Genomic DNA, 25650 nt, shown 5'->3' with positions numbered 1-25650 from the left:
GCTTATTGCTCAAAAGTTGCAGAGGCCGTTTCAGCAGAACGATCTATTTTCTTCACCAGACCTTGCAATACTTTTCCGGGACCAACTTCGGTAAATAGGGTAGCGCCATCAGCGATCATGTTTTGCACCGATTGGGTCCAGCGTACCGGAGCCGTTAATTGTGAAATCAAATTGGTTTTAATTTCAGCAACATCAGTCACAGCACTAGCCGTTACATTTTGATAGATCGGGCAGTTTGGCGCATTAAAGGTTGTGTTTTCAATAGCTTCAGCCAATTCCTTTCGGGCAGGTTCCATCATAGGTGAATGGAATGCACCACCAACGGGTAATACCAAAGCACGACGCGCACCGGCTGCTGTTAAAGCTTCACAAGCTTTGTTCACAGCTTCAACTTCACCTGAGATCACTAACTGTCCGGGGCAGTTGTAATTAGCAGCAACGACCACACCGGGTGTTTCTTCACATATTTTTTCTACTACGGCATCTTCCAAACCTAAAACTGCAGCCATGGTGCTTGGCTGTATTTCGCAGGCTTTTTGCATGGCTTGAGCACGTTGTGATACCAGTTTTAATCCATCTTCAAAAGTTAACGCACCACTGGCAACCAAAGCTGAAAATTCTCCAAGGGAATGTCCGGCAACCATATCAGGTTTAAAGGCATCGCCCAGAGTTTTAGCTAAAATAACGGAGTGTAAAAAGATGGCCGGTTGGGTTACTTTGGTTTCTTTAAGATCTTCAGCAGAACCTTCGAACATAATATCGGTAATATTAAATCCTAATATTTTATTGGCTTGTTCAAACAGTTCCTGCGCTTCAGGAGAATTCTCGTAAAGATCTAAGCCCATACCTGTGAACTGGGCACCCTGACCGGGAAAAATATATGCATTCATGTGTTTCGAATTTGTGATGCAAAAATAGAAATAAAAATAGAACTAAGCGCTATGAACAGCAGCTTCTGCACAGCGTTCGCCATCCATAGCTGCAGATACAATTCCGCCGGCATATCCCGCTCCTTCGCCACAAGGGTATAAGTTGCTGATCTTGGTGTGTTCTAAAGTATCTTTTCTCGGCACGGATACGGGTGAGGAGGTGCGTGATTCTACTCCAACAATATTAGCTTCTTCAGTATAATAACCTTTCATTTTTTGTCCGAAGGCCTGAAATCCTTTCCGTAAGCGACTACCAATCAGTTTTGGTAACAGCGAATGTAAGGGTGCCGATTTTAAACCGGGTTGGTATGAACAGGGATTTAATTGATTTGACAAGCGTCCTTCCACAAAATCTGTGAGTCGTTGAGCAGGGGCAGTCTGACTTCGGCCACCGGCCGTAAACGCCAAACGTTCCAGATCTTTTTGGTATTCTAAGGCTTTTAAAGCTCCGAAACTCTCGTATTTATAGAGGTCTTTTTCAGCATCAATTTCAACTACAATTCCTGAATTGGCGAACAAATTATTTCGTTTGGAAGGCGACATACCATTCACCACAACTTCGCCGGGTGCTGTTGCTGCGGGAACAATAAATCCTCCCGGACACATACAAAACGAATACACGCCTTTGCCATTAATCTGTTCTACCAAACTGTAGGAAGCGGCGGGAAGTAAATCGCTTCGCTGTCCTGAACAATGGTATTGTATGTTGTCGATAATTTCCTGAGGATGTTCCACACGAACACCCATCGCAAAGGATTTTGCGGCAATTTCGATCTGTTTTTTATCGAGAAGATAAAAAATATCGCGTGCTGAATGTCCCGTTGCCATGATCACTTTGTCAACAGTTATTTCTTTATCCCCATGTAATTGCAGGGCAATGATCTTTTTATTTTTAATAATGAAATCGGTAACTCGGGTTTCAAAATGAATTTCCCCACCATAGGTAAGGATGGTATTGCGGATATTCTGAACCACTTTCGGTAATTTGTTCGTGCCGATATGCGGATGTGCATCGATGAGGATCTGTTCGGTAGCGCCATGGTATACAAGGTTTTCAAAAATCCGGCGCACGTCACCACGCTTTAAGCTACGGGTATATAATTTACCATCGCTATAAGTTCCTGCTCCGCCTTCTCCAAAACAATAGTTAGAATCCTCGTTTACGATATGATCCTGATTGATGGCTTTCAGATCACGACGCCGGTCACGCACATTTTTTCCGCGTTCCAGAACAACGGGTTTAAAACCCAATTCTATGCAACGTAAAGCGGCATACATTCCGGCCGGACCAAAACCAATGATATGTATTGGTTTGGCCTTCGATACATCTTTATAATCAAAAGTATAGCCTGAAGCTTCGGGTGGATTTTCATTGATATAAACTGCAATCTTGTAATTAAAAATAATGCGTGGTGTACGGGCATCGATTGATTTTCGAAGCACTTTCACCGCAGTAATACCGGCGGAATCCATACCTAATTTTTTGGCCGCTCTTGTTTTTAAACTATTGCTTTGAGCTTCTTCCTCCAGGGATATGCGCAGTTGTATATTTTTAATCATTCTGAAGATGAAAATAAAACCTTATACTAAGGTTTAGTTTGGGTAAAAGTTACGCTTTTTCGTAGGTAATAAAGGAATAATCGTATCCGTTTTTGGCGTCCTTTTTATGAAAACTACGGCCGGTCTCTTTCCATTTCGAAGCATCAATTTCAGGGAAAAACGCATCGGCTTCAAAAGTGGCGTGCACACGGGTCAATTCGATCTTATCGGCTAAGGTAATAGCCTGCTTGTATATTTCACCACCACCAATAATAAAAGGCTGCACATCATTCTTTATTTTGTCTAAAGCGCTTTCCAAACTGTTTACTACGATTACGCCATCCGGAACCTCGTAATTTTTTTGATTGGTAATTACGATGTGCGTTCTGTTAGGAAGAGGTTTAGGAAAACTTTCAAAAGTCTTTCGTCCCATAATGATATGGTGTCCCTGGGTAAGCCTTTTGAAACGTTGCATATCATCGGGTAAGCTCCAGATCAATTGATTGTCTTTACCTAAAGCATTGTTTTCGGCTGCCGCAGCAATAATGGTTAATTCACTTTTTTTTTTGGAGGTCCCATCATTCTCAAGAACCTCTTTATCTGCCTTTAATGCGGCGTCTTTTTCAACTTTAGTCCTTAATTTTTCGATGCGGTTTTCTTGTTTTGCTACCAGTTTTTCCAATTGGTTTTTCTCCCAGTCTTTACCCATAAAACGATGGGTAATAAACACATTGAAGGTATGATACAATAGGAAGAATAACCAAATGGTAATGGCGATTACAAACCATTGGGTGTTAAAAATGGTAAAATCTTTACCGACACCAAAGACCACATTAGCCAGTATAAAAAATAGTGATCCAATTAAGAAAACCACAAAATGCGAGTACAAATGCTTTTTTTGTCTGATGCGTTTTTGAGCGTTTTCTATAAGCTCTAATTGCGCTTTATCGATATGCGAATCTGTTTTGTTCTTATTAAACATAGCGTAAAAATCTTAGGGTAAAGTTAAGGCTTTTTTAGAGATAATTAAGGTCTTTTAAAACCCTTAAAATTAGTGAATTAGCGAAAACGTTTGCGTGAAATTTGACATTGGAGATAGGGAAAAATTCCTTTTTTTATGTTGTTAATACCATAAAATATTTGGTAATTTTTTTCCAACCGTTAAATTAAGTTAATTACATATTAAGAAAATGATAATTCTATCGCCTAATGCGTTAATTTCCTGTGCGCTATGCACTAACTTTTATACCTTAGCGCCATCAAACAATATTTTATATTATGGCTATTAAAAAACAATATTTGAAAAGCAAACCTATTTGCAAGGTCACTTTTTCAATAGATGCTGAGGATGCAAAGAAGGTTTCTGTTGTTGGAAGTTTTAACGATTGGAACGCGAAGAAAGTTCCATTAAAGAAATTAAAGAACGGTACTTTTAAAGGTACTGTAGACTTAGAAAAAGATAACACTTATGAATTCAAGTATCTGGTAGACGGAGCTTACGTTAACGACGAAAGTGCTGATGCATATGCATGGAACGATTATGCCGGTGCTGAAAATAGTGTTGTAACTGTTTAAGATTAAAGATTTAAAAAAATGAAAAAGCTTTCCTTTTTTGGAAAGCTTTTTTTTATACGGCTACCACACCTTTAATGTGAGGATGCGGATCGTAGTTTTCTAAGGTAAAATCTTCAAAGGTAAAGTCGAAGATATCTTTGATCTCCGGATTTAATTTCATTTTTGGGAGAGGTCGTGGTTCACGCGATAATTGTAATTCTAATTGCTCCATATGATTATTATAAATGTGAGCATCACCAAATGTGTGAATAAAATCTCCGGGTTCGTAGCCGCAAACCTGCGCCATCATCATGGTAAACAGTGCGTAAGAGGCAATGTTGAAAGGCACACCTAAAAAGATGTCGGCACTACGCTGATATAACTGACAGGATAATTTTCCATCGGCTACATAGAATTGAAAAAAGGCATGACACGGCGGTAAGGCAGCTTTTCCATTCGCAACATTCTCACTAAAACTTTTTGAAGTATCGGGAAGCACGGAAGGGTTCCATGCTGAAACCAACATGCGCCGACTGTTTGGATTTGTTTTTAATTTGTGAATAACCTCTTTGATCTGGTCGATCTCGTCGTCGTTCCAGTTACGCCACTGATGGCCATATACCGGACCCAAATCGCCATTGTCGTCAGCCCATTCATTCCAGATTCGCACGCCATTATCCGTAAGATATTTGATATTCGTATCACCTTTTAAGAACCAAAGCAGTTCATAAATAATCGATTTTAAGTGCAGTTTTTTGGTGGTCACCATGGGGAATCCTTCACTAAGATCGAATCGCATTTGATAACCAAAGACACTTTTTGTACCGGTTCCGGTGCGATCGCCTTTTTCATTACCGTGTTCTAAAACATGTTTTACCAGGTCGTGATACTGTTGCATAATCTATATCTTTTTTCCGGATTGAAAAATATAAAAAAAGGGTAAAACCAAAATGATTCCACCCCGTAATTCTATTAAAAGTTATTAACTTAATTTGTTATTAATGCGTAAGATCTTTGATAACCTTAGGGTTGTGTTTGTGTTTGAACAAGAAGGCAAAAGCAATAGCAATAACCAGCGAGTAGATCGCGAAAGTTAGCCAGATGTCATGCCAGTCTTTTCCGCTTGCGGAAGTAAAATAATGATCGATCAAATAACCACTTACCACACTGCCAAAAATAGCCCCAACACCATTGGTCATCATCATAAATAAACCCTGAGCCGAAGAGCGTATTTTAGGATCTGTTGAGGTTTCAACAAAAAGGGATCCTGAAATATTGAAAAAGTCGAAGGCCATACCGTAAACGATACAGGATAGAACAATTAATACAAGTCCGAATCCTTCCGGATATCCGTAGGCAAAAAACGCAAAGCGCAATACCCAGGCTATCATACTCATCAGCATCACTTTTTTAATACCAAAACGTTTTAAAAAGAAAGGAATGGCTAAAATGAATAGGGTTTCAGACATTTGCGATATCGACATAATGATGGTAGAATATTTTACCACGAAGGAGTCCGCATATTGTGGGATCAACTTAAAATCATCTAAATAAACATCGCCGTAGGCATTGGTAAGTTGTAAGGCTGCTCCTAAAAACATACTGAAAATAAAGAACAAAGCCATTTTATAATTCATGAATAATTTGAAGGCATCCAAGCCGAAGAGCTCTACAATGGAATTGCTTCCTTCAGTAGTGTTTTTGGGTTTACATTTGGGTAGGGTAAACGAATACAAGCCTAAAGCGATTGCTACAACACCGGCTATGTAAAATTGATTTGCCGATGCCTTATTGCCACTTAAGTTGGTGATCCACATAGCCACGATAAAACCGATGGTTCCCCAAACCCGAATGGGTGGGAAATCTTTAACAACATCCAGGTCACTTTTCTTTAAAGCGTTGTAGGCTACAGAATTTGAAAGCGCAATGGTTGGCATGTAAAAAGCCATGGCCAACAAGATCACCCAGAAAAAGGTTACCGTATCATTGATCATGGGAACATATAAAAGTGTTAAACCACCTAAAACATGCAAAAGACCGTAGAGTTTTTCAGCGTTGACCCATCGATCGGCAATGATACCACAGATGGCGGGCATGAATAACGATGCAATTCCCATGGTAGAAAAAATGGCCCCGAAATCAGAACCATCCCAACCTTTGGTTCCAAACCAGTAATTGGCTACTGTGATTAACCATGCGCCCCAAACAAAAAATTGCAGGAAGTTCATGATAATCAATCGAAATTTTACACTCATAGAATATTTGAAATGCTAATTTTACTGTTCTCGTTTTGAGATTTCATCACGAATGTGTGCTGCTTTTTCGTAGTCTTCACTGGCAACAGCTTCATCCAGCATGATATGAAGTTCTTTCAAACTTTTGCCTTTCAAGTTTTCCTTTGGCGTTTCGCTTTCCAGTTCACTGGCTACCAGATCATCCATGATAACACCATCATTGGTGTCTTCTTCATCTTCTTTTTTCGGATTCACCTTCAGGTAAATACCGGCTTTATCAAGTATGTTTTTATAGGTAAAAATTGGCGCCTGGAAGCGCAGAGCCAAAGCAATGGCATCACTGGTTCTGGCATCGATGATCTCTTCGATCTTATCGCGTTCACAGATCAAACTAGAATAAAAAACACCATCAACCAACTTGTGGATGATCACTTGTTTTACAACAATATCAAACCGGTCAGCAAAATTTTTAAACAGATCATGGGTTAGTGGGCGTGGCGGACTAATTTCTTTTTCCAAAGCAATGGCTATCGACTGGGCTTCAAAGGCACCAATAACAATAGGCAGCTTACGGTCTCCGTCTACCTCATTTAATATCAAGGCATACGCGCCATTTTGGGTTTGGCTGTACGAAATACCTTTTATATTTAGTTTTACTAAGCTCATAACAATAAAAAGCAAAGAACTGTTTAAATTAGGACTTTACCAACTGTAAATTACAGTTTTTCGTAATAAAATGCTAATTTAAACAGTTCTAAATGACTTCCCAAGGGAAGTAAAAAATTATTGTTGCGCTTTAAACGCTTTCAATTTTTCGATAAGTTGCGGTACGACTTCAAAGGCATCACCAACAACGCCATAATCAGCAGCTTTAAAGAAAGGCGCTTCGGGATCGTTGTTAATAACCACTTTGTATTTAGAGGCGTTGATCCCTGCTAAATGCTGTATCGCGCCTGAAATTCCCACAGCAATATAAAGATTTGCAGCCACCGGTTTTCCGGTTTGTCCCACGTGTTCACTGTGTGGTCGCCAACCTAGATCAGATACCGGTTTTGAACAGGCTGTGGCAGCACCAAGAACATCAGCAAGCTCTTCGATCATACCCCAGTTTTCAGGACCTTTTAAACCACGACCGGCTGATACTACGATATCGGCATCAGCAATCGTTACTTTATCAGTGGCTTTGTCTACAGATTCTACCTTGATGCCACTTTCCGGAATTTCCGGTGAAAAATCTTCAACTTTAGCATCGGTATTATTTTCATGTAAACCGAAGGAATTGTTAGAAACTCCGATCAGTTTCACATCAGTTTTCAATTCTAATATCTCAAAAGCTTTATTAGTGAAAGCATTTCGTTTTACTTGGAACGGGGCGGTGCTTACCGGTGTTTCAACCACATTGGAAGCATAGCCTGCGTTAAGATCTACAGCTAAAAGAGGCGCCAGGTATTTATCGTTGGCACTCGAGCTCATCACGATCACTTTCGAATCTTCTTGTTGCGCAGCTTCCTTGATAACATCAGCATAAACACTGGCGTTAAAGGTTTTAAGAGCATCATTTTTTACATTCAAAACCTTATTCACACCGTAAGTGCCTAAAGCACTCGGATCATCAGCGTTAAAACTGATCGCCGTAACGGAGGTACCCATAGCATCGGCAACAGCCTTGGCATAGGAGGAAACCTCAAATGCAATTTTTTTAAATTTTCCTTGTTCGGATTCTGTATATACTAAAACGGACATAATGTTTTTTATCTTTTTAGTTTAATGTTTTCTTTTTGAATTTTTTTTAGATCACTTTGGCTTCGTTGTGAAGTAAGTTCACCAGCTCATCCAGATTATCAGGAGAAACAAGTTTCACGTCACCTTTTGGTGCCGGTTTTTCAAATTTCACAGAACTGGTTTCAGCATCGGTAGCTACGGGTTCAACCACATTTAATGGTTTTTTACGTGCCATCATAATACCACGCATGTTTGGGATTTTAAGATCACTTTCTTCAACCAGACCTTTTTGACCACCAATAACAAGAGGAAGTGAGGTTGTTACGGTTTCTTTACCACCGTCGATTTCTCTCACGGCTTTTGCGGTAGTTCCGTCAACATCTAAACTGATACATTTATTGATAAAATTAGCTTTTAGTAATCCTGCTAACATACCCGGAACCATACCACCGTTATAGTCGATGGACTCACGACCACAAATGATGAGGTCATAACCGCCATCTTCAACTACTTTAGCTAATTGCTTGGCTACAGAAAAGCCGTCGGTAGCAGGGGTGTTCACCCGGATCGCATCATCTGCACCAATCGCCAAAGCTTTACGAAGCGTAGGTTCAGTTTCAGGTCCGCCAACATTCACAACGGTAACGCTGGCGCCTTGTTTTTCTTGAAACCACATGGCTCGCGTTAGGCCAAATTCATCATTCGGATTAATAACAAATTGCACTCCATTAGTGTCAAACTTTGTATCGTTTTCCGTAAAATTAATTTTCGACGTTGTGTCTGGTACATGACTTATACAGACTAATATTTTCATAATATTTTAAGTTTAATTTTTATTAAAGTTGGTAAACTTTTAATGCAAAAATAGGCTTTTAAACCACCTTTTTATCAAAGGCGCTACGAAGTTAATTATTTTATTTCAAAAATACTATGCATGCATAATAAATTTTAAAAAAATTGTCTTAAGCACCTCGGCATTTATTGTTATTTTTGTGGTTCCAATAAATATGTATTAAATGAAGACAATTCAATTTAGAGAAGCGGTTTGTGAAGCCATGAGCGAGGAAATGCGTCGCGACGAGAGCATTTACCTTATGGGTGAAGAAGTAGCGGAATACAATGGTGCTTACAAAGCTTCCAAGGGTATGTTAGACGAGTTTGGACCGAAACGTGTTATCGATACGCCAATTTCTGAGTTGGGATTTGCCGGTATAGCTATAGGTTCTGCTATGAATGGTAACCGACCTATTGTGGAATATATGACCTTCAACTTCTCTCTGGTTGGAATTGATCAAATTATAAACAACGCTGCAAAGATCAGACAAATGTCCGGCGGGCAATTTAATTGTCCGATTGTATTTCGCGGCCCTACAGCTTCAGCGGGACAGTTGGGAGCAACACACTCACAAGCTTTTGAGAGTTGGTTTGCCAACACACCAGGGCTAAAAGTGGTGGTGCCTTCAAACCCAAAGGATGCTAAAGGATTATTAAAAGCAGCCATTAGAGATGACGATCCTGTTATTTTTATGGAAAGTGAGCAAATGTACGGTGATAAAGGTGAAGTACCTGAGGGAGAATACATTATTCCGTTAGGTGTTGCTGAGGTGAAACGCAAAGGTGATGATGTAACCATTGTTTCTTTTGGTAAGATCATTAAAGAAGCCTACAAAGCTGCCGACGAACTCGAAAAAGAAGGTATTTCCTGTGAGATTATTGATCTGCGTACGGTACGTCCTCTGGATAAAGCAACTATTTTAGAATCTGTGAAGAAAACAAATCGTTTAGTGGTTCTGGAAGAAGCGTGGCCGTTTGGAAACGTTGCTACTGAAATTACTTATATCATTCAAAATGAAGCTTTCGATTATCTGGATGCTCCAATTATCAAAATAAATACGGCTGATACACCTGCGCCATATTCCCCGGTTTTATTGGAAGAATGGTTGCCTAATAGCGACGATGTTGTTAAGGCGGTGAAAAAAGTTCTCTACAAATAAAAACTTAATATTTACGTTATATAAACTTCATTGGCAACGCTGTTAATGAAGTTTTTTTGTCTTATGACCAAATCCTTTCTTTCCATACTTCTATTCTTAAGCCTACTTTCCGCGACTGCGCAAACCAAAGTGAGTGGTTATGTTTTTGACGAATCGAATGTGCCTGTAGCCTATGCCAATGTTATTTTTAAGAATTCGAAAGAAGGAACCACAACGGATGAAAATGGTAAATTCTATCTAGAATCGGACACCACCTGGTCCATTTTAGAAGTGTCTTTTCTCGGGTATGAAACAATGGAAATCCCTTTGGATAAAAAGGTGAATTATAATATGTCGATTGTTTTAAAGGAACAGGCCTCCGAACTTGGTCAGGTTGTTATCGTTTCCGGAAAACAACCGAAAAAAAATAATCCGGCCATCGATCTGCTGCGAAAAATCTGGGAACATAAACGTAAAAATGGTTTAAAACAGTTCGATCAATACCAGTACGATAAGTACGAAAAAGTAGAATTCGACATCAATACCATCGACAGTTCATTAATAAAAAGTAAACTGTTCAGAGGTATGGAATTCGTTTTCGATCAAGTGGATACCTCCCGTGTTACCGGTAAAACCTATTTGCCGATGTTTATAAATGAAGCCGCTTCTGAAGTTTATGGCGATAACACATTGCAGCAGGAAAAGGAGGTTTTAAAAGGGAATAAGAACTCCGGTTTTAGCGATAACCAGATCATCATTGATTTCGTTAACGACCTGTATTCCGACTTCAATGTTTATGACAATTATTTAAAGTTCTTTGATAAAAGCTTTGTGAGTCCGCTTTCCCGAACAGGGATCAATACGTATAATTATGTGCTGTCGGACAGTGCTTATATTGATAACAAATGGTGTTACAACATTATCTATTATCCAAGGCGCAAGAACGAGCTCACCTTTAAAGGCGATTTTTGGGTAGCCGATACCACTTTTGCCGTTAAGGAAATTAATTTGAAAGCATCGAAAAGTGCTAATATCAACTGGGTGAAGGATATTTATATCGAACAGGAATTTGAAGTGCTCAATGACTCCTTATTTTTGATCAAGCGTGATTATATGATGAGTGATTTCGCCTTCAATAAAAAAGAAAAATCAAGAGGAATTTACGGTAAACGAACAACGTTATACAATAATTATAAGTTCGATATTAAGAAACCCAAGAAATTTTACGAGACCGAAGTTTATAATTACGACCAGGATATTTACGATCGTGATGCGCAGTTTTGGGCTGAGAATCGCCTGGAAAAATTAAATCAGGATGAGCAAGGCGTTTATAAGATGCTCGATACACTCAAAACGGTCAAGAAATTTAAACATCTCTATAATTTGGGAAGCATTCTGGCCTCGGGATATATTGAATTCAATAGTTTGCCTCTGGATTACGGCCCTATTTTCTCGACATTTGGGTATAATCAGGTAGAGGGTTTACGACTTCGAACCGGCCTGCGAACGTATTTTGGACGTAATGACCTTTGGCGTTTAGAAGGCTTTCTGGCTTATGGTTTTGACGATGATAAATTTAAATACGGCATTTCAGGAAAATGGTTGCTCGATAAGAAGAGTCGCTTGATAATCTCCGGTGGGAATAGGCGCGACGTAGAGCAAATAGGAGCAAGTTTAACCAGTAGCACGGATGTTTTAGGTCGAAATTTAGCCTCGTCTTCCGTTGTTGGAACAGGCGTAAATGACAAGCTTACCAATATTAATTTGACCAGTTTTGCTATTGAAGCTGAGCCCTGGCGAAATTTGATATTTCGATTAGGTGGAAACTACCGTACACTCGAATCGGCATCGCCAACATTTAGTTTGGATTACAATACTCCAAATGGTGTAGCTTCGAATATCAACCAGTACGAATCCTCCTTCTCTATGTATTATTTTCCAAAACGGAAAATGACAGGATTTGGGGTAGAACGAACTCCGGCAAATGATGATTATGCCCGCGTTTTTGCTCAAATTAGTCGTAGTGATAAGAACATTTTACAGAGTGATTTTGATTATACGAAACTACAGTTTTCTTATGTGCAACCCTGGCAATTAGGTGGTTTAGGACGATTAACAACCAGTCTTGAAGCTGGAAAAACTTTTGGCGACGTACCTCTGGGACTCTTGAGCGTGGTTCCCGGAAATCAGTCGTATTTTTCAATTTACAACACCTTTTCACAATTGGATTTTTACGAATTCGTGACCGATACCTACACTTCGGTGCAATTGGAGCATAATTTTAATGGTAGGTTATTTTCCAGAATTCCGCTATTGCGGAAACTTAACCTACGTGAAATTGTGAGTATTCGTGGTGTTTGGGGAACTTTATCACAAGGAAATATCGACCTGAATACTACCAATAATCCTAATAGTATTCCTTTAAAAGCCCCGTCGGATGAACCTTACTATGAATACAGTTTAGGTATAGGTAATATTTTTAAAGTTTTCCGCATCGATTTTAATTTCCGTGGAAATTATAAGGATCCCGTGGCGTATCCCGATGCTCGAAAGTTTGGGGTTACAGGTAGTTTCGGTTTCTATTTTTAAGCCTTTTTACGTTTCATTTTTCGCATAACATCCAAAGCCTGAAGTAAAACCGGATTGCGGTTGCCGGTATTCCAAACCATGGATAATTCCGTACGTTGTTTAATGTTATTCAGATCAATGAATTTGACACCTTTTACAGCATCGTTCTGTAGTGATTTTGGAACGATTGAAATTCCAAAATGATTTGCCACAAGTTTGTAAATAGAGGTGGCGTGTATCGTGAGATGAGATACAGCAGGCATAAAACCACTGTCTTTAAAGATCTGCATGACCTTTTCGTAATATGAGGCGCTGTAATTAGGGTCGAAAAGAATAAAGGTTTCTTCTTTGAATTGCGCCATGGATTTAAAATTTTTCGAATTAATTGGGTGATCCTCCGGAAGCACAACACAAAAGATATCACTCAAAACCGTTTGTTTTTCAAGATGTTTGGGAACATCCTCCAGGCGCATAAAACCAATATCGATTCCAAAGGAAAGTAACTCATCAATTTGATTTTGGTTCTCCATTTCCTTCAAACTGAATACAACATCAGGATGATCCTCGCGGTATTTTATCAACAGGTCGGGGATAATATTCTGCATGGCTGAACCGACGTAACCTATTTTTAACTGCCCTTTTCTACCGGCCTGGATCAATTTCGCATGATCCAGAATATCTTCAAGTTGCTTCAGGTTAAGCTGCAATTCTTTTTTCAGGTATTCACCCGTTTTGGTGAGGACAACTTTACGGTTGTGGCGATCAAATAAAATGACACCCAGATCGTTCTCCATCTGCTTGATCTGCCGGCTCAGACCGGGTTGGGAAATATATAAGCGATCCGCAGCTTTCCTAAAGTGTAATTCTTCGGCAACAGCCAAAAAGTAACGTAAATGACGTAATTCTATTTGATAACTCATAGTTATTAATTACTAACAAAGATAGTCTTTTTAAGCATTAATTTAAAACGTAATTTTGTGGAACAAAATCAAATCAAACATGTTTAAATACGGTATCGATAAGCTGACGGTAGAAACCGTAATGGCTATTTGTAATAAGGAAGTTAAGGGTGTTTTAACGGAAGAAACCCGAGAAGTTTTGCAAAGATCAAGGCAAAATGTTGAAACCATGGCGGCTTCCAATAAAGCTGTTTATGGCATCAATACAGGTTTTGGTCCGCTATGCGATGTGCAAATTACCCCGGAAGAAACCAGTTTGTTGCAGCACAATTTATTGATCACTCATGCTGTTGGTGTTGGAAAACCTATTTCGGCCCAACTTTCAAAACTGATGCTGATCTGTAAGGTGCATGCTTTGTGTCAGGGCTTTTCAGGAATTCGATTGGAGGTGGTAGAACGTATTTTGTATTTTATAGAGCGCGATCTCATTCCCGTTGTTCCGGAACAAGGTTCTGTTGGCGCTTCAGGAGATCTGGCGCCTTTATCGCATTTATTCTTAACACTTTTTGGTGAAGGTGAATTTTGGGATGGCGAGGCTATAGTTCCCGCAAAACAGGTTTTGCATCAATATGGATTGGAACCCTTACGGTTGGAAGCTAAAGAAGGGTTAGCACTCATTAATGGTACGCAGTTTATTTTGGCGCACGCTATTACAGGTTTGCACAAAATGAACTATCTGCAGCAACTGGCTGATGTTGCCGGGGCTATGAGTATTGAAGGGTATAAAGGTAGTGCCTCACCGTTTAAGGAGGCCTTGCATACCATCAGACCCTTCAAAGGTAATTTAGAGGTCGCTGCGCATATGCGTGAATTGTTCAGGGATTCAGAGAATATCATGTCGCATGAAAATTGCGAACGCGTTCAGGATCCGTATTCGATGCGTTGTATTCCGCAGGTTCATGGCGCTTCGCGAAATGCATATTACCACTTGAAGGAATTAGCAGAGATCGAAATGAATTCTGTTACCGATAATCCTATCGTGCTAAGTGAAACGGAAGCGATCTCGGGAGGTAATTTCCATGGTCAGCCGTTGGCGATGGCTTTGGATTACGCCTCTATTGCAGCCTCAGAACTTGGAAATATTTCAGATCGCCGTTCCTATTTATTAATTGAAGGCAAATTTGGATTACCACGTTTGTTAACAACGGGAGGTGGACTTAATTCCGGATTTATGATTCCGCAGTACACAACAGCAGCATTGGTAACCGAGAATAAATCATTGTGTTTTCCGCCATCGGCGGATAGTATTCCAACCTCTTTAGGTCAGGAAGATCACGTTTCGATGGGTAGTATTTCCGGACGAAAATTCAATCAGATCCTTAATAACCTGGAAAATATTCTGGCTATCGAATTGATGTATGCGGCGCAAGCCCTGGAATTCCGACGCCCTAATCGATTTTCAGAGATTGTAGAAAAGAATTTTAAATTGATTCGTTCCCGGGTTAAAAAATTGGAAGAAGATCGCTTGTTGAAGGATGATATTCAGGCTATGGCGACACTAGTAAGAAATAAAGAAATAATCGTTTAAAAATCGAAAAAACATGACGTTCAAGGAAAGCATATTACAAGGCATACCGGTTAAACTACCGGCAAAGAAACCCTATCCGGAAAACTCGAATCGTGCGCCGAAACGAAAAGATATATTATCAACGGAAGAAAAAAAGTTGGCCGTTAGAAACGCTTTACGTTATTTTCCTGAAGCCTGGCATGATACTTTAGCCAAAGAATTTGCTCAGGAACTTTTAGATTTTGGGCGTATTTATATGTATCGCTTTAAGCCGGATTATCCCATGTATGCCAGACCCATCCACGAATATCCTGCGAAATCACAACATGCTGCAGCCATTATGTTGATGATCCAAAACAATCTCAATCCTGACGTCGCACAGCATCCTGAAGAGTTGATCACTTATGGTGGAAACGGGGCCGTATTTCAGAACTGGGCGCAGTATTTACTCACCATGAAATATCTGGCAACGATGACGGATGAGCAAACCCTGCACCTATATTCCGGACATCCCATGGGGCTGTTTCCTTCTTCAAAAGCGGCACCACGTGTGGTTGTAAGTAACGGTATGATGATCCCGAATTATTCTAAACCAGACGACTGGGAACGCTTCAATGCTTTGGGGGTTACGCAATACGGACAAATGACAGCGGGGTCTTTCATGTATATCGGTCCGCAGGGCATCGTTCACGGTACTACAATTACCGTTATGAATGCCTTCCGAAAGCAATTGAAATCCGGGGAGTCACCTTCGGGAAAAGTATTTTTAACAGCCGGATTAGGAGGAATGAGTGGGGCGCAACCTAAGGCTGGAAATATTGTAGGTTGTATTACGGTTTGCGCCGAGATCAATCCGAAAGCCGCTAAAAAACGTTACGATCAAGATTGGGTTGATGAACTTATTGACGATATGGACGCCTTGGTTTTTCGTGTTCGTGAGGCTCAGAAAAATGATGAGGTGGTTTCTATTGCTTTCATCGGTAATGTAGTGGATGTTTGGGAACGCTTTTATGATGATGATATTTATGTGCATTTAGGTTCAGATCAAACCTCGCTGCATATTCCATGGACCGGTGGCTATTACCCTGTAGGCTTAACGTATGAGGAATCGAATACCATGATGCGCGAGCAACCAGAGCCATTTAAAGAAAAAGTGCAGGCTTCCTTAAGAAGACAGGCGGATGCCATAAATAAACATGCGGAGCGTGGCACGTATTTCTTCGATTATGGAAATGCCTTTTTATTGGAAGCTTCTCGTGCCGGTGCTGATGTTATGGATGGCGATGACTTTAAATACCCATCCTATGTTCAGGATATTTTAGGGCCCATGTGTTTTGATTATGGTTTTGGGCCGTTCCGCTGGGTTTGTACTTCCGGAAAATCTGAAGATCTGGATTTTACAGATGGTATAGCGTCCAATGTTCTAAAGACCATTCAGGAAACTGCACCGGAAGAAATCAAACAGCAAATGCAGGATAATATCACCTGGATCGAAAATGCCAAATCCAATAAATTGGTTGTTGGCTCGCAAGCACGTATCTTGTATGCAGATGCGGAAGGACGTTTAAAAATTGCTGAAGCTTTTAATAAGGCGGTTGCTGAAGGGCATATAGGACCGGTAGTTTTAGGTCGCGATCATCACGATGTGAGTGGTACAGATTCACCTTATAGAGAAACCTCGAATATTTACGATGGCAGTCAGTTTACTGCCGATATGGCTATTCAAAATGTCATTGGTGATAGCTTCCGTGGTGCATCTTGGGTATCCATCCACAATGGTGGTGGCGTAGGCTGGGGTGAAGTGATCAACGGAGGATTTGGTTTGGTATTGGATGGCAGTAAAGAAGCTGATGCCCGATTGAAAAACATGTTGTTCTATGATGTAAATAATGGTATTGCACGCCGAAGTTGGGCACGAAATGATGAGGCTATTTTTGCTATAAAGCGCGAAATGGAACGTACGCCAAATCTTAAAGTAACCTTACCTCATATGGTTGAGGATAACCTCTTAAATGATCTCTTTTAATGAAACTATTAGTAAAAAATATTAAGGAATTACTTCAGGTTCGGGAGACATCGACGTCATTTCTATCAGGAAAGGAAATGGCCGAATTGCCAACAATTAAAAATGCTTTTTTGGTTGTTGAAGATGAAATGATCTCAAATTTCGGACCGATGACAGACTGTCCTGAAAGTATAGATTTTGATCAGGTTGAAGATGCTTCGGGGAAAATTGTTATACCTACCTGGTGCGATTCGCATACGCATTTGGTTTATGCCGGAAATCGGGAGAGGGAGTTCGTGGATCGCATTCATGGATTGACCTATGAAGAAATCGCTAAGAAAGGTGGTGGAATCTTAAATTCGGCAAAGACGCTTCAAAATACTTCTGAAGAAGACCTCTATCAACAAAGTAAGGCACGATTGAAAGCTGTCATGGCCATGGGAACTGGAGCCATCGAGATCAAATCAGGGTATGGACTAACTCTTGAAGCTGAATTAAAAATGCTTCGCGTGATCAAACGCTTAAAAGAAGCGTTTCCGATAAGTGTAAAAGCAACATTTCTAGGGGCTCATGCCGTTCCTAAAAACACCGATAAAGAAACTTATGTGAAGGAACTCATTGAAAGTTGGATCCCAAAAATAGCCGGCGAGAATCTGGCAGAATATATTGATGTGTTTTGTGAAACCGGTTATTTTTCTGTGGAAGATACCGAAGCTATATTAAAGGCAGGAAAGGCTTATGGATTAAAAGCTAAGATCCACGTGAACCAGTTTACTACCATTGGAGGCGTTGCCGCGGGTGTTAAAAATGATGCTTTATCGGTAGATCATTTAGAATTGCTTTTGGAAGCCGATATCCAAGTTTTACAAAATTCCAGGACCATGCCCGTAGCGCTACCGGGGTGTTCCTATTTTTTGAGCATTCCCTACACACCCGCAAGAAAAATTATAGATACCGGATTGCCTTTGGCTTTAGCCACAGACTATAATCCTGGTTCTGCGCCATCGGGAAATATGAATTTTGTAGTATCCACAGCTTGCGTGAAAATGGGAATGACCCCTGAAGAAGCCATTAATGCGGCAACCATAAACGGCGCTTATGCCATGGGCTTAGAAAATCAATTAGGTTCTATAACGAAAGGAAAATTCGCTAATTTTATGATTACGGAACCTGTTAATTCATACAGTTTTTTACCGTATTCCTTTGGTGAAGATCATGTGGATTCGGTGTATATAAAAGGACATAAAATTGAGTAAAGATTTGCAACATACTAATTATAACCCGGGAAAACCTGATCATTGGTCTGGAAGAAAAATTTCTGAGAGCTTAGGTGTGCAATATTGGTATCAAGCCGTTGTATGTAAAGCCATTTCAGAATTGAAAAATCTGGAATCCGGTGGTTTTGGTTTATTGGGGTATGCCTGCGATGAAGGTGTTAAACGCAATCAGGGCAGGGTAGGTGCAGTGGAAGGACCAAAAGTCTTGCGTGGAAAATTGGGTAAAGTGGCCTGGCATCATGAAACTAAAACCGTTTATGATTTTGGAACTGTTCTATGTAAAGACTCCGATCTTGAAGCTTGCCGCGAAACATTTTCAGAAAGTATTGCGAACATGATTTCGAACAGGATCTTTCCTATTGGTTTAGGTGGCGGTCATGATATGGCTTATGCCCATTTTATGGGAATCAAAAAGGCTTGTGAGAACCAAAATAAACGTATTGGAATCATCAATTTTGATGCACATTTTGATCTGCGCCCAATAGAAGAAAGTCCAAATTCAGGAACACCTTTCAATCAAATAAATAGTGTGCTTAAGAAAGAAAATAAACCTTTCGATTATTTTGTTTTGGGCATTCAAAAAGGATCAAATACCAAACAGCTATTTGAGATTGCTAAAGCTGAACAGGTCAAGGTTGTTTATGCAGAGGAATGTCTATCAGATAAATCTTCTTTGGAAGCAATAAAATCCAAACTAAATGCCTTTATCGCATCTGTTGATACCTTGTATATCACTATCGATTTGGATGGCTTTTCTTCAGCTTATGCGCCGGGGGTTAGCGCGCCTTCACCATTGGGATTTTCTCCGGACTTTGTTTTTAACATCCTGGGTTTTCTATTGAATAGTGAGAAGGTTATTGCTCTGGATATCGCCGAGTTAAATCCGAAGTACGACCGTGATGGCCAAACAGCTATTTTAGCTTCGAGGCTAGTTGATTTTGTTGTTGGCAACGCGCCCCGAAGCTTATAGGTTTTTAATTCTGTTTCTTTTTGAAGGAATCAAACTCAGATGGTTTGTCTTCTTTTGGGAAACTATTATTGCTCATATCGGTATCAGCGAACTCAAAATTAGGATCCAGATTCACTTCTTTTACCTCCTTGTCCTTGATAAAGGTTCTCTTAACCTCATATTCATTTCTGCGCCAGATCTGGGCAGGTAATCGTTCGATCTCGGTAGTGCCATCCGTATAGATCCATTGAATAGTTACCGGCATTACCAGTCCGCCAACATTTTTAATAGTGACCTCATAGATGTTTTTGCCTGAAACAGCTTTACGCATTTCGTCGTTATCGATACGCGATAGGAACTGACCGTAATCAGAATCCGGTGAATCTGTCATGGGAACAACTTCAGGACCGTTTGAGAAATCTTTGGCATTGCTATTTGCAGCATTACCTTGAGCTTCTATTTTCATTTTGGAAACCTTGTTCTGATCTTCAATATTCTTATTGTCCTCATAAACTTTGAACCATTTTACATTGCTGAGCTCCATATCCACATGGTCTGTGGTAAAGAACCAGCCTCTGAAAAACCAGTCCAAATCTGTTGCGGAGGCGTCTTCCAATGTTCTGAAAAGATCTGCAGGATTCGGATGCTTGTACTTCCAACGATTGGCATATGTGCGGAAAGCTTCATCGAATAAGGCTTTACCCATAATAGAATTTCGCAACATTTGTAAACCTACCGTAGGTTTTTGGTAAAAGTTATTTCCAAATTGATTGAATAACTCGTTATCTGAGGTTACCATGATTGGACGCATAATATTGGTGTCGCCACTCATGTAAGGCACAATACTTTTTGGTGTTGTATGTCTGTAATCAGGATAGCGTTCAGCTAAAGTGCGTTGATGTAAAAAGGTATTCAAACCTTCATCCATCCACATCCATTTACGCTCATCAGAACTCACGATCATCGGGAACCAGTTATGCCCAACTTCATGAACGATGGTGCTTACCATACCTTGCTTGGCGCGCTCGCTGATAAAACCATTTTTATCCGGACGACCACCATTAAAACTGATCATGGGATATTCCATACCAATATTGGAGGTGTTTACAGAAATCGCCACAGGGTAAGGATAATCAAATGTGGCTTCAGAGTAAACTTCAAGGGCTTGCTTAACAGCGTTTGTAGATTCCTCTTTCCAAACCGGTAACCCTTCTTTAGGATAGAAGGACATAGCCATGACCTTATTGGTTGGAAGTTTTACGGCCTGAGCATCCCAAAGGAATTTTCTTGAAGCCGCAAAAGAGAAATCTCTAACATTTTTAGCAGAGAATTTCCAGGTTTTCTCTTTATTCGATTTTGTTTTTTCATTTGCAATGGCTTCATCTTCCGTAATGATCATGACTGGTTTATCATAACTATTTTCAGCTTCGGCCATGCGCTCCCTTTGCGTTTTTGTTAAAACCTCATTGGAGTTCATTAATTTACCGGTTGCTGCCACAACATAATCCGCAGGAATGGTAATGGCAACATCAAAATCGCCAAATTCCAAAGCAAATTCACCTAAGCGCTGAAATTGCTGATTTTGCCAACCTTCTGTATCGTTGTAAACAGCCATTCTGGGGTACCAATGCCCCATAAGGAATTCTTTGTTATCATCTTCCGGATAATACTCAAAACCTTCGCGCGATAAGCGGAACAAACTGCGATCTGTGGCCGGATACGACCAGGCTACATGAAACTGAATTGAAGATCCGGGTTTAAGTGGTTCACTCAAATTCAATTTCATCATGGTATTATTTACCAAAGTGCTAATTGGTTTGCCGTTTGTATCTGTAACAGATTTAATGGTATAACCCGCAGGAAATTTAATAGGACGGGTAAGGAATTCCATTTTTCTGGTAGTGATACCGTCTTCCATACCATTGAAAATAGAGCCAAAATCCTCATTACCTTCTTTATTGACATTTTGTTCTAATTGCACCCACAAATAATCCAATACGTCTGGAGAGTTGTTGAAATAAGTAATGGTTTCCTCGCCGGAAAGTACGTTTGTCTTTTCATCAATGTGTGCTTTGATATCGTAATTAGCACGTTGCTGCCAATACTCAGCACCTGGAGCACCACTTGCCGCACGATATGTGTTTGGTGCCGCGATCATGTTGTCGATAGGTTCGAATTTGCCTTGCCAGGGCTTCGTTTGTGCAAGTAAGCATTGGGAGATAAAAATTAGGGGGAGAATAAAAAGGTATTTTTTCATGCCAAAAGGTTTCAAATTTTGACATGCAAGATACTAATAATGGAAGAAGTTTTTATTATGTTGAATTTATTATAACAATTTTTAACAATTTGAAGGTTACGGTTCAAAAAAGTATAAATGTCTGCAAAAACAAAACGATTCCTTGCTTGCTGACAAAGGGTTCAGTACCTTTGCAGCCCTAAATAAAAGAACTCATGAGTGCTAAAAAGAAGTTGACTTTTGATGTATTGATAGAAATACCAAAAGGAAGTAGAAATAAATATGAATACGACTTTACGTTGAACAAAATTCGTTTCGACAGAACCTTATTTTCTTCGATGATGTATCCGGGCGATTACGGTTTTATTCCGGAAACCCTGGCTTTGGACCATGACCCTTTAGATATCCTGGTTTTATCTACAGAGCCGTCTTATCCAATGGTAGTTATGGAAGTACGTCCGATCGGGGTGTTTCACATGACCGATGAAAAAGGACCGGATGAAAAATTAATCTGTGTACCGGTTTCTGACCCGGTTTGGAGCAAGCGTTCAGACATAGCTGATCTGAACCCACACCGTTTAAAAGAAATTGAACATTTCTTTCAGGTGTATAAAGACCTTGAAAAGAAAAAAGTTGATGTTGGTGGTTGGGGAAATGCTGAAGAAGCCATTAAGATCTACCACGAATGCGTGGCGCGCTATAATAATAGTGAGCATAAAGAGAAAAGAACTTTTATGATCTAAAAAGTTGATTAAAAGCCATCTATATTCGGATGGCTTTTTTATTTCTTTTTTTTTGAAACCAAACGAATCAAAATTTAGTTGGAAGATTCCTTGAATTTGAGGAACGACTCCATATTATCATATTCGTAAAAATCCCCGAAATATTTAAATCATCTTAAATATATCGGGGTTTTTTTTATCACTTATATTTTACTATTTTTAGCCCCGTTAAAAATTTTTTATTCAAACTAACTGAAACTAATATGGATTTAATAGTAGATTTTTTACCACTTTTTGGTGTGTTGGCCTTAGCCTTTGTGTTTATTAAAAGTGCTTGGGTTTCTAAACAGGATCAAGGTGATGAAAAAATGATTAAGATCGCGAAGAACATTGCCGATGGTGCGATGTCTTTCCTAAAAGCAGAGTACAAAATCTTATCGATTTTTGTGGTTGCTGTAGCGATCTTGTTGTACTTTAAAGGAAGTGCAGAACAGGGATCAAACGGCTTGGTAGCCGTATCCTTTATTGTTGGTGCTGTGTGCTCGGCATTGGCAGGTTTTATTGGTATGCGTGTCGCCACAAAAGCGAATGTGCGTACAACAAATGCGGCCAGAACCTCTCTTGGTAAAGCCCTTGAGGTTGCCTTCGCCGGTGGTGCCGTTATGGGCCTTGGTGTTGTAGGTTTAGGCGTTTTAGGTTTGAGCAGTTTGTTTATGATCTACGGCGAAATGGGCTGGGACATTGCTGAGGTGCTTAACGTACTTTCAGGATTTTCTTTAGGTGCTTCATCTATAGCTTTATTTGCTCGTGTGGGTGGAGGAATTTATACCAAAGCTGCCGACGTAGGAGCGGATTTAGTTGGTAAAGTAGAAGCCGGTATTCCTGAAGATCACCCGTTAAACCCTGCAACGATTGCAGATAACGTAGGTGACAATGTTGGTGATGTTGCCGGAATGGGTGCCGACCTTTTTGAATCTTATGTAGGATCCATTATTGGTACCATGGTTCTTGGAGCATATATTATTACTCCGGAATTGAACGGACTTGGTGCTGTTTACTTACCCCTAGCCCTAGCAGCTACTGGAATTGTTATGTCGATTATCGGAACATTTTTTGTTCGTGTGAAGGATGGTGGTAATCCACAAACCGCTCTAAATATTGGAGAATTTGGCTCCGCCGGATTTATGGTAGTAGCATCTTATTTTATTATTACTGCTTTTATCCCGGAAACAATTGAAGGCTTACCTTTTGGTGCCATGGGTGTTTTCTGGGCTACTATTGCCGGATTAGTTGCCGGATTAGCCGTTGGAAAAGTAACTGAATATTACACCGGAACAGGAAAAAAACCTGTAAATAATATTGTGGCACAATCTGAAACCGGATCGGCTACAAACATTATAGCCGGACTCGGAACAGGTATGATGAGTACCGCCATACCAATCCTTTTAATTGCCGGAGCAATCCTGGTATCGCATTATTTCGCCGGATTATATGGAATCGCTATTGCAGCGGTTGGTATGTTGGCAAATACGGGTATTCAGTTGGCCGTTGATGCTTACGGACCAATTTCTGATAACGCCGGAGGTATTGCTGAAATGGCAGAATTGCCGCATGAAGTAAGAGAGCGTACCGATAAATTGGATGCTGTAGGAAATACAACTGCTGCCATTGGTAAAGGATTTGCCATTGCTTCTGCAGCCCTTACAGCGCTGGCTTTGTTTGCGGCTTTTATGAAAACAGCGGGTATATCATCCATTGATGTTTCGAAACCAAATATTATGGCCGGACTTTTAGTTGGAGGTATGTTACCATTTGTATTCTCAGCCTTGGCGATGAATGCAGTAGGTCGTGCGGCCATGTCGATGATCGAAGAAGTTCGTCGTCAGTTTAGAGATATTCCACAATTGAAGGCTGCTTTAGAGGTGATGCGTAAGTATGATTCTGATATGACCAAAGCTTCTGATGCTGATAGAAAGATTTTTGATGCTGCAGATGGTTATGCCGAGTATGAGAAATGTGTGGATATTTCAACAAAGGCTTCTATAAAAGAAATGGTGTTACCCGGTGTATTAGCTATTGCTGTTCCGGTTGCTGTTGGTTTTATTGGTGGTGCACAAATGCTGGGAGGTTTACTTGCCGGTGTAACGACTACCGGTGTGCTTATGGCCATTTTCCAATCAAATGCCGGTGGTGCCTGGGATAATGCTAAGAAAACTATTGAAGAACAAGGTAGAAAAGGTACCGATGCGCACAAAGCGGCTGTTGTTGGTGATACGGTTGGAGATCCGTTTAAAGATACTTCAGGCCCGTCATTAAATATTTTACTAAAATTAATGTCGGTTGTGGCTTTGGTAATTGCACCGAGTATTGCTGTTGGACCTGAAGGGATGAGTGAGCAGAATACCGATGTAGATCAAGCTGCTATGATGCATATTCAGAAGAACGTTGAAGTGAATATGACTCAGAACGACGATAATACCGTTAAAGCCGTGGTAACTACAACAACAACCAAGAACGGAGAGAAAACAACAGATTATAACACTATTGAAGGAACCGAAGCTGAAGTTAGCGCCAAGCTTGAAGCCATGAAAGCTGAAGACGCGGAGGCCGGAGCCAAAATAGAGATTAAGAAAGAAGTAAAACAGGAAGTAACGAAATAGCTTAGTTCCTATTATTTTAGAATATACTTTGAAAACCACGCTTCGGCGTGGTTTTTTCTTTCGGTCTGCCTGTTGTGGAGCAGGGATTGCGTTAGGCCTGCCTGCCGGCAGGCAGGGATTGTAGCAAGCTACCGTGTAGCGCGAAAAGCCCGACCCGAGGTATCGAGGGTAACGCCCAAATAATAAATTAAAAACTTTTAGAAAAGTCCGTTGATTTCGGCATCGATAGTATTGATGATCTGGCCCAGATCTTCCGGATTGCTTACAAAATCGAGTTTATCGACATCGATAATGAGTAATTTGCCTTTATCGTAACCATGAATCCAGGCTTCGTAGCGTTCGTTTAACCTACTTAGGTAATCGATACTGATGGAGTTCTCGTAATCGCGGCCGCGTTTGTGAATCTGGTTCACCAAATTGGGTATAGTGCTACGTAGATAAATAAGTACATCCGGACCCTTTACCAGGGATTCCATGAGGTCGAAAAGGCTTTTGTAGTTTTCGAAATCGCGATTCGTCATGAGGCCCATAGCGTGTAGGTTGGGCGCAAAAATATGCGCATCTTCATAAATGGTACGATCCTGAATGATATTTTTACCGCTTTCGCGAATTTGCAAAACCTGACGAAACCTACTGTTCAGGAAATATACCTGCAAATTGAAACTCCAGCGCGCCATTTGGTTGTAAAAATCGTCCAGATAAGGATTGTCGACAACGTCCTCCAATTGCGCCTCCCATTTATAATGTTTAGCCAATAGTTTTGTGAGGGTCGTTTTTCCAGCGCCAATGTTTCCGGCAACAGCAATATGCATGATC

At 40.3% G+C, this 25650-nt stretch carries 20 protein-coding genes; 9 read left to right on the top strand and 11 right to left on the bottom strand.

Going from position 1 to position 25650, the window contains the following annotated elements:
- Positions 1–2: 2 nt before the first annotated feature.
- The 3 genes from fabD to ABD682_RS01185 are packed head-to-tail and all read right to left on the bottom strand — an operon-like array spanning position 3 to position 3450.
- The gene (gene fabD / locus ABD682_RS01195; RefSeq protein WP_344738126.1) at positions 3–890 is read right to left on the bottom strand and encodes an ACP S-malonyltransferase; all 888 of its coding nucleotides are present in this window, start codon (positions 888–890) and stop codon (positions 3–5) included.
- 42 nt (positions 891–932) lie between these two features.
- Positions 933–2489: an NAD(P)/FAD-dependent oxidoreductase gene (locus tag ABD682_RS01190; protein WP_344738124.1), complete on the bottom strand. Its 1557-nt coding sequence runs from the start codon at positions 2487–2489 to the stop codon at positions 933–935.
- A 49-nt stretch (positions 2490–2538) separates the two neighbouring features.
- Entirely contained in the window at positions 2539–3450 is a 912-nt protein-coding gene (locus ABD682_RS01185) for a dihydrofolate reductase (protein WP_344738122.1), read from the bottom strand.
- 296 nt (positions 3451–3746) lie between these two features.
- Between ABD682_RS01185 and ABD682_RS01180 the strand changes: the two genes are divergently transcribed.
- On the top strand, positions 3747–4043 hold the full coding sequence (locus ABD682_RS01180) for an isoamylase early set domain-containing protein (protein WP_344738120.1): 297 nt from the start codon (positions 3747–3749) through the stop codon (positions 4041–4043).
- A 52-nt stretch (positions 4044–4095) separates the two neighbouring features.
- Here the strand turns inward: ABD682_RS01180 and ABD682_RS01175 are convergent, their stop codons facing one another.
- The 5 genes from ABD682_RS01175 to ABD682_RS01155 form a co-directional block, all read right to left on the bottom strand.
- Positions 4096–4920, bottom strand: a complete 825-nt coding sequence (locus ABD682_RS01175) for a thymidylate synthase (RefSeq protein WP_344738118.1) — start codon at positions 4918–4920, stop codon at positions 4096–4098.
- Positions 4921–5020: 100 nt separating this feature from the next.
- Positions 5021–6277 (bottom strand): nucleoside permease, encoded by a 1257-nt coding sequence (locus ABD682_RS01170; protein ID WP_344738116.1) that lies wholly within the window; start codon positions 6275–6277, stop codon positions 5021–5023.
- A 21-nt stretch (positions 6278–6298) separates the two neighbouring features.
- Complete coding sequence (locus ABD682_RS01165) at positions 6299–6922, bottom strand: bifunctional nuclease family protein (RefSeq protein WP_344738114.1); 624 nt, start codon at positions 6920–6922, stop codon at positions 6299–6301.
- Between the two features lie 117 nt (positions 6923–7039).
- Positions 7040–7999, bottom strand: a complete 960-nt coding sequence (locus tag ABD682_RS01160) for an electron transfer flavoprotein subunit alpha/FixB family protein (protein ID WP_344738112.1) — start codon at positions 7997–7999, stop codon at positions 7040–7042.
- A 46-nt stretch (positions 8000–8045) separates the two neighbouring features.
- Complete coding sequence (locus ABD682_RS01155; RefSeq protein WP_344738110.1) at positions 8046–8792, bottom strand: electron transfer flavoprotein subunit beta/FixA family protein; 747 nt, start codon at positions 8790–8792, stop codon at positions 8046–8048.
- A 202-nt stretch (positions 8793–8994) separates the two neighbouring features.
- On the opposite strand from ABD682_RS01155, the gene ABD682_RS01150 reads away from it, so the two are divergent.
- Together ABD682_RS01150 and ABD682_RS01145 are read left to right on the top strand one after the other, a co-directional pair.
- A complete protein-coding gene (locus ABD682_RS01150; RefSeq protein WP_344738108.1) occupies positions 8995–9972 on the top strand; it encodes a pyruvate dehydrogenase complex E1 component subunit beta in 978 nt (325 codons plus the stop codon).
- A gap of 63 nt (positions 9973–10035) precedes the next feature.
- Positions 10036–12540, top strand: a complete 2505-nt coding sequence (locus tag ABD682_RS01145) for a DUF5686 and carboxypeptidase-like regulatory domain-containing protein (RefSeq protein ID WP_344738106.1) — start codon at positions 10036–10038, stop codon at positions 12538–12540.
- Here ABD682_RS01145 and ABD682_RS01140 read toward each other — a convergent pair.
- Entirely contained in the window at positions 12537–13439 is a 903-nt protein-coding gene (locus ABD682_RS01140; RefSeq protein WP_344738104.1) for a LysR family transcriptional regulator, read from the bottom strand. The two genes, ABD682_RS01145 and ABD682_RS01140, sit on opposite strands and share 4 nt — an antisense overlap.
- Positions 13440–13518: 79 nt before the next feature.
- Here ABD682_RS01140 and hutH point away from each other — a divergent pair, with 79 nt between their 5' ends.
- The 4 genes from hutH to hutG are packed head-to-tail and all read left to right on the top strand — an operon-like array spanning position 13519 to position 19237.
- Positions 13519–15006, top strand: coding sequence for a histidine ammonia-lyase (gene hutH / locus ABD682_RS01135; RefSeq protein ID WP_344738102.1), 1488 nt, complete (start codon positions 13519–13521; stop codon positions 15004–15006).
- 13 nt (positions 15007–15019) lie between these two features.
- Complete coding sequence (locus tag ABD682_RS01130; protein ID WP_344738100.1) at positions 15020–17011, top strand: urocanate hydratase; 1992 nt, start codon at positions 15020–15022, stop codon at positions 17009–17011.
- Positions 17011–18246, top strand: coding sequence for an imidazolonepropionase (hutI, locus tag ABD682_RS01125; RefSeq protein WP_344738098.1), 1236 nt, complete (start codon positions 17011–17013; stop codon positions 18244–18246). Before ABD682_RS01130 ends, hutI begins: the two co-directional genes overlap by 1 nt.
- Positions 18239–19237 (top strand): formimidoylglutamase, encoded by a 999-nt coding sequence (hutG, locus tag ABD682_RS01120; RefSeq protein WP_344738096.1) that lies wholly within the window; start codon positions 18239–18241, stop codon positions 19235–19237. Before hutI ends, hutG begins: the two co-directional genes overlap by 8 nt.
- Before the next feature lie 4 nt (positions 19238–19241).
- Here the strand turns inward: hutG and ABD682_RS01115 are convergent, their stop codons facing one another.
- The gene (locus ABD682_RS01115; RefSeq protein WP_344738094.1) at positions 19242–21473 is read right to left on the bottom strand and encodes a M1 family metallopeptidase; all 2232 of its coding nucleotides are present in this window, start codon (positions 21471–21473) and stop codon (positions 19242–19244) included.
- A 194-nt stretch (positions 21474–21667) separates the two neighbouring features.
- On the opposite strand from ABD682_RS01115, the gene ABD682_RS01110 reads away from it, so the two are divergent.
- Both ABD682_RS01110 and ABD682_RS01105 read left to right on the top strand, forming a co-directional pair.
- Positions 21668–22195: an inorganic diphosphatase gene (locus ABD682_RS01110; RefSeq protein WP_344738092.1), complete on the top strand. Its 528-nt coding sequence runs from the start codon at positions 21668–21670 to the stop codon at positions 22193–22195.
- 242 nt (positions 22196–22437) lie between these two features.
- Positions 22438–24834 carry a sodium-translocating pyrophosphatase gene (locus ABD682_RS01105; RefSeq protein ID WP_344738090.1) on the top strand — a complete coding sequence of 799 codons (2397 nt, stop codon included), beginning with the start codon at positions 22438–22440 and terminating at the stop codon, positions 24832–24834.
- Between the two features lie 197 nt (positions 24835–25031).
- Here ABD682_RS01105 and ABD682_RS01100 read toward each other — a convergent pair whose 3' ends face one another.
- Positions 25032–25646: a deoxynucleoside kinase gene (locus ABD682_RS01100; RefSeq protein WP_344738088.1), complete on the bottom strand. Its 615-nt coding sequence runs from the start codon at positions 25644–25646 to the stop codon at positions 25032–25034.
- Between the last annotated feature and the right edge of the window lie 4 nt (positions 25647–25650).

This window comes from Gaetbulibacter aestuarii (genome assembly GCF_039537665.1).
GTDB classification, from domain to species: Bacteria; Bacteroidota; Bacteroidia; order Flavobacteriales; family Flavobacteriaceae; genus Gaetbulibacter_A; species Gaetbulibacter_A aestuarii.
Note: the sequence above shows the minus strand (reverse complement) of the source record. Positions and strands in the feature narration are given on the sequence as shown.

Bases quoted from the DNA above. Each gene is read 5' to 3' on its own strand.
- fabD (WP_344738126.1), bottom strand. From the start codon at position 890: ATGAATGCATATATTTTTCCCGGTCAGGGTGCCCAGTTCACAGGTATG.
- ABD682_RS01190 (WP_344738124.1), bottom strand. From the start codon at position 2,489: ATGATTAAAAATATACAACTGCGCATATCCCTGGAGGAAGAAGCTCAA.
- ABD682_RS01185 (WP_344738122.1), bottom strand. From the start codon at position 3,450: ATGTTTAATAAGAACAAAACAGATTCGCATATCGATAAAGCGCAATTA.
- ABD682_RS01180 (WP_344738120.1), top strand. From the start codon at position 3,747: ATGGCTATTAAAAAACAATATTTGAAAAGCAAACCTATTTGCAAGGTC.
- ABD682_RS01175 (WP_344738118.1), bottom strand. From the start codon at position 4,920: ATGCAACAGTATCACGACCTGGTAAAACATGTTTTAGAACACGGTAAT.
- ABD682_RS01170 (WP_344738116.1), bottom strand. From the start codon at position 6,277: ATGAGTGTAAAATTTCGATTGATTATCATGAACTTCCTGCAATTTTTT.
- ABD682_RS01165 (WP_344738114.1), bottom strand. From the start codon at position 6,922: ATGAGCTTAGTAAAACTAAATATAAAAGGTATTTCGTACAGCCAAACC.
- ABD682_RS01160 (WP_344738112.1), bottom strand. From the start codon at position 7,999: ATGTCCGTTTTAGTATATACAGAATCCGAACAAGGAAAATTTAAAAAA.
- ABD682_RS01155 (WP_344738110.1), bottom strand. From the start codon at position 8,792: ATGAAAATATTAGTCTGTATAAGTCATGTACCAGACACAACGTCGAAA.
- ABD682_RS01150 (WP_344738108.1), top strand. From the start codon at position 8,995: ATGAAGACAATTCAATTTAGAGAAGCGGTTTGTGAAGCCATGAGCGAG.
- ABD682_RS01145 (WP_344738106.1), top strand. From the start codon at position 10,036: ATGACCAAATCCTTTCTTTCCATACTTCTATTCTTAAGCCTACTTTCC.
- ABD682_RS01140 (WP_344738104.1), bottom strand. From the start codon at position 13,439: ATGAGTTATCAAATAGAATTACGTCATTTACGTTACTTTTTGGCTGTT.
- hutH (WP_344738102.1), top strand. From the start codon at position 13,519: ATGTTTAAATACGGTATCGATAAGCTGACGGTAGAAACCGTAATGGCT.
- ABD682_RS01130 (WP_344738100.1), top strand. From the start codon at position 15,020: ATGACGTTCAAGGAAAGCATATTACAAGGCATACCGGTTAAACTACCG.
- hutI (WP_344738098.1), top strand. From the start codon at position 17,011: ATGAAACTATTAGTAAAAAATATTAAGGAATTACTTCAGGTTCGGGAG.
- ABD682_RS01115 (WP_344738094.1), bottom strand. From the start codon at position 21,473: ATGAAAAAATACCTTTTTATTCTCCCCCTAATTTTTATCTCCCAATGC.
- ABD682_RS01110 (WP_344738092.1), top strand. From the start codon at position 21,668: ATGAGTGCTAAAAAGAAGTTGACTTTTGATGTATTGATAGAAATACCA.
- ABD682_RS01105 (WP_344738090.1), top strand. From the start codon at position 22,438: ATGGATTTAATAGTAGATTTTTTACCACTTTTTGGTGTGTTGGCCTTA.
- ABD682_RS01100 (WP_344738088.1), bottom strand. From the start codon at position 25,646: ATGCATATTGCTGTTGCCGGAAACATTGGCGCTGGAAAAACGACCCTC.